The organism is Treponema bryantii (assembly GCF_036492245.1).
Lineage (GTDB): Bacteria > Spirochaetota > Spirochaetia > Treponematales > Treponemataceae > Treponema_D > Treponema_D bryantii_C.
This window is the reverse complement of record NZ_AP025286.1, coordinates 1,779,145-1,795,991: the sequence shown is the minus strand read 5'-3', so window position 1 is coordinate 1,795,991 and position 16,847 is coordinate 1,779,145. Positions and strand designations below refer to the sequence as shown.

General features: G+C 35.0%; 12 protein-coding genes. 5 read left to right on the top strand and 7 right to left on the bottom strand.

Annotation, left to right across the window (positions count from 1 at the left end; all coding sequences use genetic code 11):
* Nucleotides 1-9: 9 nt before the first annotated feature.
* Genes AABJ44_RS07940 through AABJ44_RS07930 form a run of 3 tightly spaced genes read right to left on the bottom strand, consistent with a single transcriptional unit; the run spans nt 10 to nt 3,197 of the window.
* A complete protein-coding gene (locus tag AABJ44_RS07940; protein ID WP_338368374.1) occupies nt 10-1,314 on the bottom strand; it encodes a 4Fe-4S dicluster domain-containing protein in 1,305 nt (434 codons plus the stop codon).
* Nucleotides 1,311-2,699 carry a hypothetical protein gene (locus AABJ44_RS07935; protein ID WP_338368373.1) on the bottom strand — a complete coding sequence of 463 codons (1,389 nt, stop codon included), beginning with the start codon at nt 2,697-2,699 and terminating at the stop codon, nt 1,311-1,313. Before AABJ44_RS07935 ends, AABJ44_RS07940 begins: the two co-directional genes overlap by 4 nt.
* A 6-nt stretch (nt 2,700-2,705) precedes the next feature.
* The gene (locus AABJ44_RS07930; RefSeq protein WP_074640837.1) at nt 2,706-3,197 is read right to left on the bottom strand and encodes a divergent PAP2 family protein; all 492 of its coding nucleotides are present in this window, start codon (nt 3,195-3,197) and stop codon (nt 2,706-2,708) included.
* Nucleotides 3,198-3,288: 91 nt separating this feature from the next.
* Here AABJ44_RS07930 and AABJ44_RS07925 point away from each other — a divergent pair, with 91 nt between their 5' ends.
* Together AABJ44_RS07925 and AABJ44_RS07920 are read left to right on the top strand one after the other, a co-directional pair.
* Complete coding sequence (locus AABJ44_RS07925) at nt 3,289-4,293, top strand: pseudouridine synthase (protein WP_338368372.1); 1,005 nt, start codon at nt 3,289-3,291, stop codon at nt 4,291-4,293.
* 9 nt (nt 4,294-4,302) lie between these two features.
* On the top strand, nt 4,303-5,196 hold the full coding sequence (locus AABJ44_RS07920; protein WP_338368371.1) for a hypothetical protein: 894 nt from the start codon (nt 4,303-4,305) through the stop codon (nt 5,194-5,196).
* Here the strand turns inward: AABJ44_RS07920 and pcnB are convergent.
* Both pcnB and AABJ44_RS07910 read right to left on the bottom strand, forming a co-directional pair.
* A complete protein-coding gene (gene pcnB, locus AABJ44_RS07915) occupies nt 5,183-6,373 on the bottom strand; it encodes a polynucleotide adenylyltransferase PcnB (RefSeq protein WP_074640842.1) in 1,191 nt (396 codons plus the stop codon). The genes AABJ44_RS07920 and pcnB overlap by 14 nt on opposite strands.
* Before the next feature lie 82 nt (nt 6,374-6,455).
* Nucleotides 6,456-7,397: an alpha/beta fold hydrolase gene (locus AABJ44_RS07910; RefSeq protein ID WP_338368370.1), complete on the bottom strand. Its 942-nt coding sequence runs from the start codon at nt 7,395-7,397 to the stop codon at nt 6,456-6,458.
* Between the two features lie 77 nt (nt 7,398-7,474).
* On the opposite strand from AABJ44_RS07910, the gene AABJ44_RS07905 reads away from it, so the two are divergent.
* The 3 genes from AABJ44_RS07905 to AABJ44_RS07895 all read left to right on the top strand — a co-directional run bounded on the left by AABJ44_RS07905 (nt 7,475) and on the right by AABJ44_RS07895 (nt 12,139).
* Nucleotides 7,475-8,692, top strand: a complete 1,218-nt coding sequence (locus tag AABJ44_RS07905; RefSeq protein ID WP_338368369.1) for a class I SAM-dependent RNA methyltransferase — start codon at nt 7,475-7,477, stop codon at nt 8,690-8,692.
* Nucleotides 8,689-10,422: a hypothetical protein gene (locus AABJ44_RS07900; RefSeq protein WP_338368368.1), complete on the top strand. Its 1,734-nt coding sequence runs from the start codon at nt 8,689-8,691 to the stop codon at nt 10,420-10,422. Before AABJ44_RS07905 ends, AABJ44_RS07900 begins: the two co-directional genes overlap by 4 nt.
* Before the next feature lie 103 nt (nt 10,423-10,525).
* Nucleotides 10,526-12,139 carry a P83/100 family protein gene (locus AABJ44_RS07895; protein ID WP_338368367.1) on the top strand — a complete coding sequence of 538 codons (1,614 nt, stop codon included), beginning with the start codon at nt 10,526-10,528 and terminating at the stop codon, nt 12,137-12,139.
* Nucleotides 12,140-12,279: 140 nt separating this feature from the next.
* Here AABJ44_RS07895 and AABJ44_RS07890 read toward each other — a convergent pair whose 3' ends face one another.
* Together AABJ44_RS07890 and AABJ44_RS07885 are read right to left on the bottom strand one after the other, a co-directional pair.
* Complete coding sequence (locus AABJ44_RS07890) at nt 12,280-13,434, bottom strand: YARHG domain-containing protein (protein ID WP_338368366.1); 1,155 nt, start codon at nt 13,432-13,434, stop codon at nt 12,280-12,282.
* A gap of 4 nt (nt 13,435-13,438) precedes the next feature.
* On the bottom strand, nt 13,439-16,837 hold the full coding sequence (locus AABJ44_RS07885) for a nucleotide exchange factor GrpE (protein WP_338368365.1): 3,399 nt from the start codon (nt 16,835-16,837) through the stop codon (nt 13,439-13,441).
* Nucleotides 16,838-16,847: the final 10 nt, after the last annotated feature.

Genomic DNA, 16,847 nt, shown 5'->3' with positions numbered 1-16,847 from the left:
AATCCTCATCTATTCTTTTATCTTATTCTTAAGAACTTTTATTGTCTGGCAAAGCGGTAAACGAGCCGGACAAACTGTATTACAAAGTCCACATTCTATACAGGCTAAAGAGGATGCTGCATAGGTCTCTTTAAGAAGTTTGAAATTTATTGTGTGATTATAAAGGATATCCGGTGAAAGTTTTACAGGACATGCAAAACGGCAGTTTCCACAATTGATGCAGGAATATATCTGCTCATCTGAGTTTTTCTTTTTTGATAAGAATTCAACGGACTTAACATATTTCGTAATCGGAATATCAAGACTCTTAACTGAAGTTCCGCATAACATGCCGTTGATTATTATGTGAGCCGGTTCTTTTATAAAACCGCCAATCTGCGGAATAAGATCCCGTAATTTTGTACCGAGTTTTACGTCGAGCATACATGATGCATTGAGACAGTTACCGGAAAAATGGACGAGACGGTCTACACAAGGAATAGAAAGGGCCGCTGCTTTATAAACTTCATACATTGTAGAAGAATCTGTAAAAAGATCAGCCTTAGTAAGAGTAAAATTACACAATCTGTTTAACGGACCTCGAACAAAAGCAGAAACAATTTCGCGTGGAGTTCCACATGGATAGCGCTGAATCTTCATTTCAAGCTGATAGATATCTTTATAATCAGGATTCTTTGCCCAATCCTTTGAATCTGATTTATGATCTATTGCAAAAACAATTCCTTTAGCATTGATAGCCTTTGCAACAATTCGTGCACCCTTTACTATTTCATCAAAGTAAAATTTAGAAATCAGAGAATCTGTTATTCTGTAAGGATCTTCATCAAAAAGACGAACAACAAGATTATGCTGTTCTTTTTTTTCATTGATTTTTTCTATCTGAACACCGAGATTCTCAGGAACCTCTGTTTTAAATGTATTAACTACACCGTTCTTTATAAGTTTTTTTGAAATATCAGATTGAGAATAATCTTCAGGTTTCATTTCCTGATGTGTTTTTCCTAAATAAGAGAACGCTCCTCCAAATTTAATGTTGATTGCAAATTCCTGCCGGCCATTTGGAGAAAAACAAGCCTGTGTAGATAAAACTTTTCCTGGAACTGATGAATGAAGTGAACTTGTCCAGCCCTTGGAAATCTCTGTCTGTGCAATAACATCACCCTCTTTTACAGTATCGCCTGGCTTTACAATAGAGGTATAGCAGGATTCACTTTCCTGTGATAATGGAATTGTTACGACTTTAGGTAAAAATGCTTTTTGAGAAGTGTTATAGTTTTTTATAATTGATGAAACAACAGGATTATTTGATTTCATTTATTTATACCTTTTCTTATAATAATGGAAAAATAGATAAAAAGTAATATAAAAAGACAAAGAAAGCACATAATTATACCAAATAAATTTATCTGGTAAGAAGATGTTGCTGTATATCCTCCGCAAAAATCTTCACCTTCAGATTTCATCAGCTTTTCAACTGAGTCAAACTGAAGTTTATCAATGCTGTCATAGACATCCTGGCGGAAGTCATTATCATATTTCATTATATTTGTCTGTTCACTTATAATTCCAGTCTGTTCATTTTCTACAAAAGAAGAAAAAGCAACTGTATCTTCAGCCTTAGAAATATCACCGTTTAAAGATTTATAAGGTGCAGTCATAACATTCCAGTTCCATTGATAATAATCTTCAAACTGAGGAAGCGAATCTTCTGCAATATAAGCTTTTCCCGGAAATAAGAGCTTAGAGGAACTTGTATGAATTGAACCTGACGAGGTAATAAATATCATGATAATAAAAAGCACAACTGCTCCAGTTACAATACTCATAGATATAAACGACTTACCTGCAAATAAAGATACACGTTTTGCAGAACGAATATAAACTGGAACAAATGGCTTTTTGTTTCTGAAGAAATCCACAACTAAATGACAAAGAATTAACGATGAAATAGTTCCGATAACAGCAAGTATAAACAAAAATCCTGATGCTATTGAACTTGAGAAAGCACAGATAAAAGCTATTGCAAGCATAGCTGGTGCTGAATGTCTGCTTAAAAGAATAGAAACTGCCCCTCTTCTTCTCCACACATTCGCTGTAAAGAACAGACAAAGAAGCATAAGACAGGTTGCTGTCGCTACAGGATAAAATGGATTACAGTAAAGGAAAATCAAAGGAATAATGATACTGCACAAAAAAGGAAGTTTATTTCTAACAAAAAGAAATAGCATTAAAGCCAACAGTAAACCAATAAAAGGTAAAAGCCACGGATAATCTGCCGAGCTGTCTTTAATGCATTCGATTCCTTCATTTTCCAGAAGTTTTATAAGAGTTGTAGTTTCTGAATTATAAATGCCTGGAATATAATACAATCTGTAAGACTGAGATTTATCAAAAAACATTGCATTTCTTTTATTAAGATATGCATATTGTGAACTCATATAATTCAGTCTGAGAATTGAAACTTCAATTGAATTTTCAGAAAGTAAAATTGGAAGATACTGACCGGAAAGTGAAATCTGATTTTTGATTCCTGCCTTTTCGATTGCAGAAATTACAAGAGAATCAGGAGTATTAACCGGAACACAGATTACAGAATAATTTTTCCAGAGTTTTCCAGATGGGACTGTTTTAAATGCAAGTATAAGAATAAGTGATATAAGAAAAACTAACGGTGAGCTGAACTTTATATATTTATTCATGGCAAACTACTTTAATAATGAAAATGAAAGTGCAATAAAGAATCCTACAAGACAACCGCAAAGAACTTCCATTGGAGTATGTCCATCTACCTCTTTTAAGGTTTTATAGTTGTTTAAGATATCTTTATCTTTTAATTCATTTCCAATTTCATTGAGTTTTTTAGCCTGAATACCACTGGAACGGCGTACTCCAAATGCATCTCTAATTACTACAAGGAAAAAACATAGAGAAAAAACAAACAAATCAGAATGAAATCCATGACGGAAACCTATTGTTACACAGAGTGCTGTAACAAGAGCTGAATGACTGGACGGCATACTTCCAGTACGCCAGATCATAACTTCAAGTAATTCTGAAAATGAATGAATACGTCCATAAATAAGATTTATTGCTGTTTTTAAAAATTGTGCTCCAAGCCAGCTGAATATACATGATAGAAAAATAGGATTATGAAAAAAAAGTATGAATTGCTGAGTAAAAGAAATATCTTCTGTCATAATAAACCAAATTAAAAAAATATATAATATTTTACCATTGAAAAGGTAAATTTACTAGTAGATTTTGTTAAAATACATATAATTAGAAATTATGGAATTTAAGGATTTTACAACCGGTAAAAATGACGACGGCAGACGACTTGACCGGGTTCTGAGAATCTTTTTGAAAGATAAAAGTCTTGGAGAAATCTACAAACTGCTCAGAAAAGGTCTTATAAAGGTAAATCAGCAGAAAGCCAAGCCAGATTCTCATATAAATGAAGGTGATGTTATTTCAATCGCTGCGTTTCTTATAAACAGCAATCCTGATAATAATAATTACGAGCCAAAGTTTGAAAATTCCACAGAAACTATCTGCAATCTCGATATAGTCTTTGAAAATCAGCATATCTTAATAATCAATAAGCCTTATGGAATATCAGTTCATGGAAGTGATAATAATGAAAATGGACTGGATAAAGCGGTACTGGCTTATTATCAATCAAAATATAAAAACAAAGATGCAGAAAATACATCACTCTCCTTTCGACCCGGACCGCTTCACAGACTGGATAGAAATACAATCGGCTTACTGGCCTTTTCATTGAGCCTGGAAGGAGCAAAATGGTTTTCTGAAGGCATTAAAAATCATACAATTCAAAAAAAATATTACGGACTTGCAGAAGGAAAACTTGAAAATAAAGAGATTTGGGAAGATAAACTTGCTTCTGCAGATAAACTTGAAAACGGATTTTATACAGTAATGCAGAGTGCTGATGGCCAGCCTGCACAGACAACTGCAACTCCCCTTGCCTATGGAATGCTCAATGATAAGCAGGTAACTTTAGTTGAATATGTTATTAAAACCGGCCGGAAACATCAGATTCGTGCGCAGAGTAAAATCCACGGACATCCTCTTGCAGGCGACAAAGCCTATGGAGGAACTCAAATCAAAACAAAATATAAAGAATTGAATCATGAATACTACCTGCAGGCTTATAGTCTAACAATTCCAGACGATAATCCGATTTCTTTACCTTCAGAAATAAAAACAGGGCTTTCTTTGGACTTTGTCAGGCTATTAGAATATTGTGAAATTAGAAATCCTGGTTTATAATAATATTGTATGGGAAAAAAGCTTTCTGACATTTTAGATTTATTCAAGCACGTTCAGGTTTATGCACTTGTTGGAGAAAGCGGAACTGGAAAATCTTTCCGTTCAAAGCTGCTTGCAGAACAGTATGGTATTCATGCAATTATTGATGATGGACTTTTAATTCAGGATGAAAAAATAGTTGCCGGACATTCTGCAAAACGTGAGAAAACCTATATGGGCGCTGTTAGAGCTGCTCTTTTTGATGATAAAGAACACAGAGATTCAGTTGCTCGCGTCTTACGTAAAACCCATATAAAAAAGATTCTGATTCTTGGTACTTCAGAAAAAATGGTAATGAAAATTGCCATGAGACTTCAGCTGCCACAGCCTCAGAAAATAATTCACATTGAAGAAATAGCCTCTAAGGAAGATATTGAAAAAGCAATTAAATCCCGACAGGTTGAAGGTAAACATGTAATTCCGGTTCCTTCGATTGAAGTAAAGAAAAACTATTCACAGATTTTTTCTGCTTCTATGCATGACTTTTTCAGCAAAAATAAACTGTTTGCTAAGGCTGGAAAAAATCTCACTGGTAAGATGATTGAAAAATCAATCGTTCAGCCAGAGTTCTCAAAAAAAGGCCGTATAGAAATTTCCGAAGCTGCCCTCACCCAGATGGTTATGCACTGCGTAAGTGAATGTGATCCGGATATAAAAATCAAAAAGATTTCAATTAAAACCGATAACCGCGGATACCGTCTCATAGTAACAATTGACGTTCCTTTCGGTACACAACTGACTGGCAAAGTACATAAACTGCAGCAGTATATTATCGATAAAATCGAATCATTTACAGGCATTCTGATTGAGGAAGTAAGTATTGTGATTGATAAGATTTCGCGTCCTGCTTCTATGAAGAAATAGCTGCAGAAGTAACTGCCGCCTTTTTCTTAGACTTCTTCTTTTTATTTCCAGATTTCGCTGTTTTACTCTGTGATGGAGTCTGCTGTTTAGGCTGTTTTGCCTGCTTTGGAGCCGACTGATGAGCCTTTACTCCATATTCTGAAAGAGCTGCTTTTACGGCGAACTCAAGTTCTTTGCGAACAGGATTCATAGGAAGAACAAAATTGCGGCATTCAGCCCAGGTCTTTCCATAAAGCTCTGTATATGAATATTTATCCGCAGTTTCTTTCTGCCAGTCTGTGAGAGTTCCAACAAAATCCTTGATTAGATAGAGAAGCTTTTTACCAAGTCTTGCATCAGGTTCAGACTGATTAAGTTCACCAAGCTTTTTTATACTCTCCATATAATCATTTTCATAATTACGTCTTTCATAAATAAGACCTGTCGCAGAAGGCTGAAGATAAATATACAGATCTGTATCTAAAGCTTCCTGAACAATCTCATAGGCATAAACATTATTTATGATTTTCAAGAGCTCTTCTGTAAGTCTTGATGGAGAAACCTGAGATAAAAGACCTGCAGAAGTTCTGATTTTATGACGAAGCGAATGAGGCATTTTTGCATGAGTTGTAGCTGAATACTTAATTGCACGAAGCATGCGTACAGGGTCTTCAACAAAAATGCGGTCTAAAGAAATTACAGGACGAAGAATGTGTTTTTTGATATCACGCATTCCGCCGACATAGTCAATTACCTGCTCCTGAATTGGATCATAATAAAGAGCATTCATTGTAAAATCACGGCGCTGTACATCTTCTTCAATAGTTCCAAAGTCATTTCCAACAGAGCCTTCTGCATTTGAGCGGAAGGTACTTACTTCAAAAATCTTTGTTCCGAAAACAACATGAACTAAACGGAAGCGGCGTCCGATTATGCGAGAATTTCTGAATATTCGTTTTATCTTAGATGGTGTGGCATCGGTTACTATATCAAAATCTTTTGGTTTATTTCCAACTATTAAATCTCTTACTGCACCGCCTACAATGTATGCTGTAAAACCTGCATCTCTCAATCTGTTAATAATTTGCAGTGCATCAGGATCTATGTTCTTGTTTGATATCAGATGTTCCGTTTGTGTATAAACAACAGCTTTCTTTATTGGCCGTCCTTGACCATCGGTACCATATCTAATAAGCACAATACTGATATTATTGATAAATTTTGTTAATAGTCAAGATAGGTGAATTTGTTTGATTCAGACATAACTCTCTCCGAAATCCCTATAACTTGTTTACCCAATCAATGATATCTCTTTCGACTTCTTCTTTATTGTCTTCATTGAGAATTTCATGACGATCGCCCGGATATTCCTTCTGATCGATTTTTTCAATACCGTTTGCCTTGTAGATATCAATAAGCTTTTTGATTGTAGCTCCGTAAGATCCAACAGGGTCATCACTACCCCAGATAAAGAATACTGGAAGATTTGCCGGAACTTTCTTCATATTTGATTTCTTATGAATTTTCATAAGACCTTCTGTCATGCTGCAGAAGAATGAGTTTGTAAGCGGGAATCCGCACCAATTATCCATAATGTACATATCAACATTAAGCTCATTTTTAGAAAGCCAGTCATACTGTGTACGGATAGGATTGATTTTATCGTTATAACTTCCAAATGAAAGTTTATCCATAATTGGAAGGCATTTATTCTTACCTGTAAAGAAAGTAATCAGATGAGCTGCAAGTGAACCAAAGGTAATCAGAGCTGGGCGTGGACCTGCTGTTCCGCAGAGAATACAGCCGTCTATCATATTTCCATATTCTTCAATAAAGCCCTGTGATACAAAAGAACCAAAAGAATGTCCCATAAGAATTGTTTTCTTTCCAGGGAAATCACTTTTTAGATTATCTGTTACAGCTTTAAGGTCTAAGACTGCACGGTCGAAACCTTTTTTATCAGCAAGCTTACCGAACATTCCATTACCATTCTTGTCTGCAAGTTCTGCTGTACGTCCATGTCCTCTCATATCATAAGCATTGAGAACATAGCCGTTTTCTGCAAGAACAGAACCAAAACGGTCATATCGTAAAGAGTGTTCAGCTAATCCATGGTGAAGCTGCACTACTCCTTTTATTTCTTCTTCTGTATCTGGCTGCCATCTGTTAAGGCAGAGTTCATAGCCATCATCCATTTTAAGTGTAAAACTTTTCATCTGCATAGCGAGTAAATCCCCCTGAGAAAAACATGGTTTTTCCTAACTTGAAGTTATCAGTTATAAAATGTTAATATCTTGTTATGACTATTATAACAGACAAAATGACATTTGGGGGAAAATCTTTAGGAAAAATTGAAGGAAAAAACGTATTTATTCCCTATGCCATTCCCGGTGAAAAACTCGAAATTGAAATAACACAAAATAATAAAGATTATGATAATGCTGAAATCGTAAAGATTCTTGAACCATCTTCACACCGCGTTGAAGCACCATGCCGCTATTATGGAAAATGCGGCGGCTGTAATATGATGCATATTGATTCTGAGTATCAGAAAGAATTACGCAAAGAAATCCTGATAGATATTTACCGTCAGAATGGAATTGATATTGCCGAAAAAACTGAAATTATAAGTGGACCTGATTTTAATTACCGCTGCCGCTTTCAGCTTAATGATGGCGGACTTTCTCAGATAAAATCTAATGTTGTAATTCCTGTTGAAGAATGTCTTTGTGCAGAGAATAAGGTAAATGATTATCTTAAAAGTACTGCAGAAAAGCCTTTAACCCGTCCGTCTGGACGAAGTCATCTTTTTGGAAGTTCTTTTTCTGATGAAGAATTAAAAATTGCCTGCGAAGATAAAAATGAAAAAGGCATAAAACTCAGTGGTGGCGGCCAGAAAAATAAAAAAATAAAATTAAAGGAAAATCATTATTTTTCCGGTACTGTAGCCTCCCCTGAAAATACTATGACAGTAGAACTTGGCGGTCATAAGCTTTCTTTTGATGTACGCGGGTTCTTTCAGTCTAATCTGTTTGTATTTGAAAAGGTCTGCCGTCTCATAACCAGTCTTCTGCCCGGCGGCAAAAATATTCTCGATATGTATTCGGGCTGCGGCTCGATATCTGCTTTCCTCACCGAAAAATACGAAAATGTCGTGCTCGTAGAACATAACCGCGACGCCATAGTATTTGCCGAGCAGAATCTTACAGGAACAAAACATGTAAGCTACGGACTCTCAGGAGCAGCCTGGGTAAAGACCTGTGCCGCAACCCTTCCGCCTTTCGATGCCGTTACAATTGATCCACCGAGAAGCGGAATGGAAAAAGAAGTCTGCCAGTGGCTCTGTGCTTCAAAAATCCCGCTTATACTTTCTCTTTCCTGCGACCCTGCAACTCATGCCCGTGATTCTGCTCATCTTATTAAAGCCGGTTATAATCTAAAGCAGATGTATCTTCTGGATTTTTATCCTAATACAAGCCATATAGAAAGTCTTGCTGTTCTGGAGCTTCCACAATGAAAAAAATAAATAAAAAAAGTTTACTGTCAGTCTTCGTTTTATTGTTGTTTACTACACTTTTTTCTCAGGAAAGTCTTACAAAGTTTAATACCAGCTGGACATCAGTACTTCCCGGATCAGCTTTATGTGAGCCGGAAAACACTTCCTATGGCTTTTGTCTTGCAACTGATGCAAGAAATATAATGGGCTATAGTTCAACAGGAACTCTTTTATGGGAAAAAAATATCGGTCGTGTCAGAAATTTAAGCCTTACTGCACTAAAAGGTGATTTTATTTTATTGCATGATAAAGATAAAAATATAATCCGTCTTTTTAATCCAAGCGGTTCGGAAATCTGGTCTAAACCACTTGATTTTAATGTCAGCTCAAAGCCATTAGAAGGTCGTGACGGAAGATTTTTTATCAACGGCGAAAAAACTGTTGTTTGTTTTGGAATAAACGGCATTCAAAGATGGAAACTCGAAACTGAATATCAGAAAGAACTTCCAATGCAGGAACTTCCAGACGGTTCAATAGTTGTTTTTTTGAATGATGAAGGTGGTAAAACCCGTGGACTTAGAATTTCTCCGTTTGGTGAAGAACTTGAAAATATTACCTTTACGGGAGTTATTAAGACAGCCTACACCTGTAAGGACGGAATTCTATTAACCTTTACAGACGGAAGTGCCGGTCTATTTGGCCTCAAAGATGGACTTGCAGAAAGCCAGTGGGTTGCAAATGTACAAAGCGGTAATTCAATTTTTGCCGTAAACCGCGATAAAACTGAATATCGTCTTCTTGCCCTTTCAAAAGCCGGAATCACAGTATATAAATTGCGCTCTTCTGATGGTTTTGTTGAAGAAAGCAAAACTGTAAATGAAATAGATGGAACAGCCCTTATAAAGGCAGAACTTTCAGATTCAGGGCTTTTTCTTGCTGATTCAAACAAAGCTTTACTGATTGATTATGAATATAAAGAGCTCTGGTATGCAGTTATGCCGGTAAATCTGCGGAATAATACAATCAATCAGTTTACATATCTTCATAATGATTATCTTGTTTTCTGTTCCAAGAACTGGACAATGGACGCTTATCACACAAACGACTCAAAATCTGTATTAAAAAGTATACATTCTGACTATTCTTCTTTTGCTCCAATAGATCTTGTTGAGATAAATTATTATACACAGGCAGGCTTTTTTAATGCCCTTAAGGATCCTTCTATTACTTCTAAAATAAAAGAAGGAAATTTCGGCAAAAAAGAAAGCCAGTGGCTAACCCAGACTCTTTCACTTGCCAGACTTTATTTTATGGATGCAACTACGTCTAATTTTGGAACACACACAGAAAAATCTGTTTTTGAAACTGATTCTGCAGGCTTTGAAACTGTTCTTATACAGTTAGCTCTTTTGTGTACAGATCAGACTCAGGCTGCTGCCGCTTCGATTATTTCTGAAAGTACCAGTAAATTATACTGTCGTACCCTTCTTGCAAATATTACCGGTTACGATCCGGATGGAAAACTTCTTGATGCAATTGAACGGAATGTAAGCCGAAGCGGAAGTTCAGATTCTGTTTATCTGAATACCGTCTGCGATGCTGTATATTCAATCTGTCTTTTTATGGGACGTCCTGCCTACAATAAAAAAGGAAAAGACATTCTGAAAACCTTTATGGGAGCCGGTTATAGTTTTAAAACACGAAGTTATGCACGTGATACCCTCAAAAAAATAATGGCATTGGAATTGTAAAAACTAACAAGTTCAGAATGACCAGAATCTTAATAATTTATTGGAATATTTCAATATCCTGTGTTAAAATATTTGTAAACTATTTAACAGAGGTTTACAAATTATGAAGAAGTTAATGTTGCTGCTCGTATCAGTCATCCTTACTGCAAGTCTTTCTGCACTTGAGGTTGATAAAAACGAGCTTAATTCTACTAGTGATACTACAATTGAATTCATCAATTATACAGGACCACATAAGGTAATAGATTCAATTGCTGCAATTAAATCTATTGGTAGCGGACTTGGAAGTCAGATTGCAAAAGATCCTTCAAAAGCTTCTTCTACAGCTAAAAATTCAAAATATTATGTTGTACATGCCGTAGATGAATCTGAAACTGGAAAACTTGATGCTGATATTCTTTATATTGGTGCTGATGCAACTGTTGATCATATAAACAATCTGCGTCGTATTATTGCTGCATATTTGAGTTCAGCTTATGGCTACAGTGAAAAGGATTCTGAAACTCTTGCAGTATTCATTACAGTTTATAACGCAGTTTACCGCGGAAAGCTTGATACTTTTAAGGCAAAGTACAAGAACGTTGTAATCAAGAATCTAAGTTCTGATAACTGTGGTCTTTCTGTAAACTATAAAGACTGGCCAGGAAAATCAGAAATTGTAATTCCACTCTTTGATGTAAAAAATGGCGGTCTTTCTACTGTTGATACATCTGTAATCAGTGATTCTACTGTTGTTGATTCCATGAAGGAAGATGATGACAAGAATGTTGAAAGCCGTAAAGACATGGTAGACATCAAGGAACGAGAAGCTGATGCTGCTTCTGAAAAAGCTAAGGAAGCTCAGAAAGAAGCTGTAAAAGAACAGAAGAAGCTTGAAGAAGAAAAGCAGAAGACTACTGAAGCTAAAAAAGAAGCTGAAGAAGCAAAGAAAACAGCTGAAGAAAAGAAAAAGGTAGCTGAAGATAATCCAAACGATAAGAAGGCTCAGGAAGAAGCTAAGGAAGCTCAGAAAGAAGCTGAAGAAAAACAGCAGGCTGCTGAAGAACAGGAAAAGAAACAGGAAGAACAGCAGGCTGTAACTGAAGAGAAAAAGCAGGAAGCAAAAGAACAGCAGACTTTAGCAGATAAAAAGGAAACTGAAGCTCAGAATGAACGCAAGGAAATAGCTAAAGACCAGGCTGAAGTTCAGAAAAAAGAAGCTGAAGAAGCTCTCATGAAAACAGAGTTTGGTGTAATTCTTTCTGATGAAGCAAATATGCTTTCTCGTCTCGTAAAGTTCAACATTGAAAACGGTGAAGTTGTTAAGAACTCCCCTGTTGCACAGATTCGTAACAGAACTGTTTATAAAGAAGGTGAAAGTTTTATCGCTATTGCTGGAGAAAACGCTAAGAATGCAGCTGTAAAGCTTGTAACAATTTCTCCAGACACTCTTGAGATTTCAGGTGAAAGTGATAATACAATTGCAGAAGATTCTGTTCTCGTAAAAGACGGCAGTGAATTCTACTGTGTAATTGATGACAACGGAAAATACTACCTTGGAAAGTTTGGCGCAGATCTTTCAATGAAGCTGAAATCAACAATCCAGGTAAAAGCCGGAACCCCAGTTACCATAACTGATGGCGGAATTGTAGTAACAGATTTGAACGGAAGACTCCGCCTTCTCGATAAGAAGGATTTGTCTGTTATTTCCAATACAGATCCATCGAATGCAAAATAAAAACTCCGGCTCGGATTTGAGCCGGTAGTATTAAATCGTCTAAAAAAATATAGTGCTTTTAAAATCATTACCTTTGCCTATACAGCAAAGGTAATGATTTTTTAGGTTTCATACCTTTCTTGTTATAGTTAATAAAAGGTTTATTTTTCCAATTTCTGAATCATCTCAACAAGTTTCTGCCTGTGTTCCGGAAGTGTTACATCTGCAGAAGTTTTTCCTTCATCTGTGTACCAGACCTGTTTGTCAAAATACTTTGATAAATCTGCGCTCTTAAAATGAACACCGTAAAGGGCGAAAATTGTATTTCTTAAAAGTCGTAAATCTGCTTTGCTCAGTTTTGGAAGAACTTCGTCTACATATTTTCCGTAGTCGTCTTCGGTATAGCCGTTTATTGCCATGGCGTAAAAGTCCGGGTCACCCCATGTGCGGCGGATACGGAAGACTTCGGTGTATTCTTTGCTGGCTATGTAGTAGTAGATGTTGCCGCCGAAGCCTACGTACCAGCTGGAGCTATAATAACCATCTTTACAGTTCTTGATTATTTCAGAGTATGGATTTAATCCTTCAGTAAATTTGTAAAAAATACACTTATCATTAAAGTAACATCCAATGTCAGAACCAAGGCTTCCAAAGTCTTGCATAAAATAATAATTTCCTTGAAGGTCATATTGCACCATTACATTGTGTTTCATATAATGTGTTTTTCCCCAGATAAGAACACGATTGCGAATAAAATCATTGTACAGTTCTAATTCACTAGATGTTTTCTTGCTCTGCTCGTATTTTTCCGGGTCATATTCTTTAAGATATGCCATTGCTTCTTCACTTGAATAAATACGGCCGCTTGTATCTACTGCTCCGGGACAGCCATTTGTGTCTATGTAATAGACTATGAATCCGCTTCCTTTTTTCAAGATAAAGCTTATTCCGGAAGATAGCGGTCCATTTACTATAACTTCATTTTCTCTTTTAATTTCAAATGCCATTTCACTAAAATGGATTTCAGAATTATTAAGAATTACAAACGTTTCCGTTGTTGTTTTTGCAAAATAATTTTTTTTCTTTGGTTCTTCAGATATTTTGTTCAGATTGTAGATAGATTGACTTTCACCTCTATCTGACCTGCAATAAAGATAATTATTAATTTCATCAACATAAGTATCTGAAGGTATTATTGTGTTCATTCGCTGATATGATGTTAATGTTTCAATTTCTCCTAGTTTTTCTATATTCTGAGTATAAGAAAAAGATATTATTTGCAATAAAGCAAAAATACATAATAAATATTTTTTCATATCATTATTCCTTAATTGACAATCTTCTTAGTTGATATTGATTTATAGATGAACTCACTTCTTTTGCCGTTGAGAGAGACACTTGAAATAATGTAGTTTGATTTGCTACATTTAGACCTACACAACTATGTATCACACCTATCTGATTAAAATCCGTTATTAGCATAGTATCATCTGGGTAATTAAGATTCTGAATTATTACTACATGGTCACCTGGTTTTACTAAAATATCTCCAGGAACAGCATGCGCTAATATTTTTCTCTGATTATCCCTTTCAACTATAACTGAATTTGGGGTTTCCTTAGTAACATCTGGATTGATATTCCAATTACCGCTATGTATTTGAAGAGTATGCGAATCAGAAGCAAAAGCACTTGTTCCAAAATTTTTTGAATCTTTACTTCTACCACATTCATATATACTGTTTGCGTCTTGAGATTTTCCAACAGCCGAAATATATGCAAGTCCTGAACAGTCAATTCCGCTTGAATGATCCGGCATTGAAGTTTGATAGTCCAGTTCCCCTTTAGAACCATCTACATAATCACATAAATATGATGACCAGCCTGGAACTGAAACATTGTCGTTTGTTTTATACGGTGAATCAGAAGGTATCCAGCTTGAGTCCGAGACGTTTTCATAGAATACGTATGACTTCCATTTTGAACCTGGTAAATTATCAGCCTGTATCTCAGATGTATTTTGCGGCATCTGAGATTCCTGCTGATTATTCTGTTCTTCCCAAAGTGAAAGTAATTCTTCAATCTTGTTGTCCTGCGCCCTTACTTCTACATTAAATTCTGAAAGAGAATCTTTTGAACCGTAACTGTAAGTTACACTTTTGAATTCTTTTTCCGTTCCGCCTGTAAATCGGTGCCAGCCTTCTATTTCAGACTGCCTTCCCTCTCCCCTGCTGCCGTCTTCTTTTTTGTTCCACTCGTTGTATCCCCATCTCTGGGCTGCTGTCAGCGTACTGTCACCGTTCCACCACCACGGGTTTTCTGTTTCTGTATCAGAGTCGCAAGGAACATCCCAAGGATGCGCATTATTCCAGTCTTCTCCTCCAAGAGCATTTTCAGATTTATTTAAATATAAATTTGCTCGCCATAACATTTTTTTATCATATACTGCAATATAATTATTAGCAGGAACAGTTACCGTAAAACTTTCATTTGTACTGAGTTCTTGTAATTTAAACTCAAGAAGTAAATCATCTCCTGGTCGAGCTGCAGAAGCACTTTCTGGTCTTATTTGGATTTCTACAGGTTTCTTTTCAAGATTTTTTGTCTTATAATCATAATAATATAAAAGATTATCAGAACCTATTATAAATGCATATTCTTTTATTGCATTTTCATTATTCCACTCGATAGCATATCGCCCTTTAGTTTTCTTAAGGATAGCTGTTGTATCTCCAATTTTAATGTCAAATTTACAATTAGAATTATTGTAAATATTACCTTGTGTATTTCCCTCTATATAACCTCGATCTATTGCTCCTGTTAAATAGACTCTCCAAGAATTACCTTTTACTGGAATACCAAATTGATTATATGCATAGAATTTAATCTTCTCCAGGCTAAGATATTCACCTGTATTAGGAATCCATCTATACTTTTCACTACTAACTTGAGTACTTTCTCTCATCCAGTTAATTTCAACGCCAGAATCTGTTACTTTATTATCGTAAACATTCCAGTTTGTATTTATGTTTGTACTTTTTCCGTTCTTAAGTATTCTTCTTATTTCAGTATATTTAGGAACCTCAAAACCATCCTCTGTTTTCCAGATTTCTGATAACTTTGCTTTTTCAGCTCCTTTTTCTTTATTCATCCATATAACAGTCAAATCACCTAAAGTTTCTTTCTGATTACTTCCATAAGATTGATTACACTGTACAGGCTCAACAATAATTCCAATTTTTTTATTTTTTAAATTATTTGAAACTATTGTTCCATCCTTCTTATTTATTATTTCTTCAAATAAAACTATATCACCTACTTTAGCTTCTGTTAGATCACTTACTACAAGACTTATTTTATTTAAATCCGCAAAACTGATAAACTTATCACTGGAATCAAAATTTGTTCCTTTAGAAATTGAAGTTTTATATTCAGCATATATTTCACTCAAAGGTTTTCTTGGTACAAAAGTGTTTATATTTGAATTATATAAAATACCATTCAAAAAACCAATATCATCACAGCCACCTTTAACTGCAATATTTTTAATGAGTTTATTATTATATGACTCAGGAGTATCAAATCCTTTATCTAAGTAAGGCAAAGGTGCACCTGTAATTTGTGGCTGATCAAAATATTCATCAGATTGTTTTTTTGGATTAGCAGTTAGCCAGGCAATTAAATCATCAATAGCTTCAATTACAGTTTTGAATACTGATTTTTTTACTACAACACTATGATTTAGATATAGCTGAGCTTCTTGTGCAATTTGCTGACCTTCTTTTTCTGTAATTATTTCATACTGTTCTGGATTAATAGGATTAACTAAATGATTTTCAAGTGTTGAAAAATAAACATTTCGTTTATTGTCCATGGCAAGCTGAAGGTATTTTCTAATAACCATATCACTGTCATTATCATATAAATTATGAAAGTGTCCATTTGATTTGTTCATTGCCTTTTGGAGCGTATCATATATTAAAACTGACAACATTTTATATGAAGAAACATTTATATCTTTTTGTTTTTCATCATTATTTTTTTTAAGCCATTTTTTATAATTTTCATAAAAAGTTGTCTCGTTCATACCATCAGGTATTATTTCTGCAATTGATCTTTTATCTCTGAAACATAATACATGAACCTTAGATGTTTCAGGAAGTTTTACTGCATAAACAAATACACCTTTTCTTTTATTATAAACATATAAATCTGAAAAACCTCTATCATCTGATCTTAAAAATTTTTTGTTTTTTGCTGTACTAATATTTTCCAGTTCGTTTTCATCTATTTCAATAAAACTTGTATCTGAAAGGAAGTTTTCATTTCCTTCGGTAGTAAAAACTACATTTCTATTCAATACTTTATTATAAAGTTTTTCTAATTTTCCTTTTTCAGTATTTGAACAATTATTCCAAATATTACTTCCATTCTCATAATCATATTTATAATATGTTTTGTCATCACTTACAAAAAAAGCTGAATAACCTTCCGAAGGCTGAAAACCATTTGTTATTCTGGTTGAACCGTTCTCTGATGTTAATCCCAACGTATAAACATTCATACTACTATTAACACCTGAATCAACTTTGATGGAATATGTTGTTTCAAATTGTCTATCAACTTCAGAGCTTACACTTTCACTCCCCTGGGCCCACAGGTGTGAGCACAGGAGAGCAGAAATCATAACTGATAATAATTTAATTTTCATGTTTTTCATTTCTGCACTC

Bases quoted from the DNA above. Each gene is read 5' to 3' on its own strand.
- AABJ44_RS07940 (WP_338368374.1), bottom strand. From the start codon at position 1,314: ATGAAATCAAATAATCCTGTTGTTTCATCAATTATAAAAAACTATAAC.
- AABJ44_RS07935 (WP_338368373.1), bottom strand. From the start codon at position 2,699: ATGAATAAATATATAAAGTTCAGCTCACCGTTAGTTTTTCTTATATCA.
- AABJ44_RS07930 (WP_074640837.1), bottom strand. From the start codon at position 3,197: ATGACAGAAGATATTTCTTTTACTCAGCAATTCATACTTTTTTTTCAT.
- AABJ44_RS07925 (WP_338368372.1), top strand. From the start codon at position 3,289: ATGGAATTTAAGGATTTTACAACCGGTAAAAATGACGACGGCAGACGA.
- AABJ44_RS07920 (WP_338368371.1), top strand. From the start codon at position 4,303: ATGGGAAAAAAGCTTTCTGACATTTTAGATTTATTCAAGCACGTTCAG.
- AABJ44_RS07910 (WP_338368370.1), bottom strand. From the start codon at position 7,397: ATGCAGATGAAAAGTTTTACACTTAAAATGGATGATGGCTATGAACTC.
- AABJ44_RS07905 (WP_338368369.1), top strand. From the start codon at position 7,475: ATGACTATTATAACAGACAAAATGACATTTGGGGGAAAATCTTTAGGA.
- AABJ44_RS07900 (WP_338368368.1), top strand. From the start codon at position 8,689: ATGAAAAAAATAAATAAAAAAAGTTTACTGTCAGTCTTCGTTTTATTG.
- AABJ44_RS07895 (WP_338368367.1), top strand. From the start codon at position 10,526: ATGAAGAAGTTAATGTTGCTGCTCGTATCAGTCATCCTTACTGCAAGT.
- AABJ44_RS07890 (WP_338368366.1), bottom strand. From the start codon at position 13,434: ATGAAAAAATATTTATTATGTATTTTTGCTTTATTGCAAATAATATCT.
- AABJ44_RS07885 (WP_338368365.1), bottom strand. From the start codon at position 16,837: ATGAAAAACATGAAAATTAAATTATTATCAGTTATGATTTCTGCTCTC.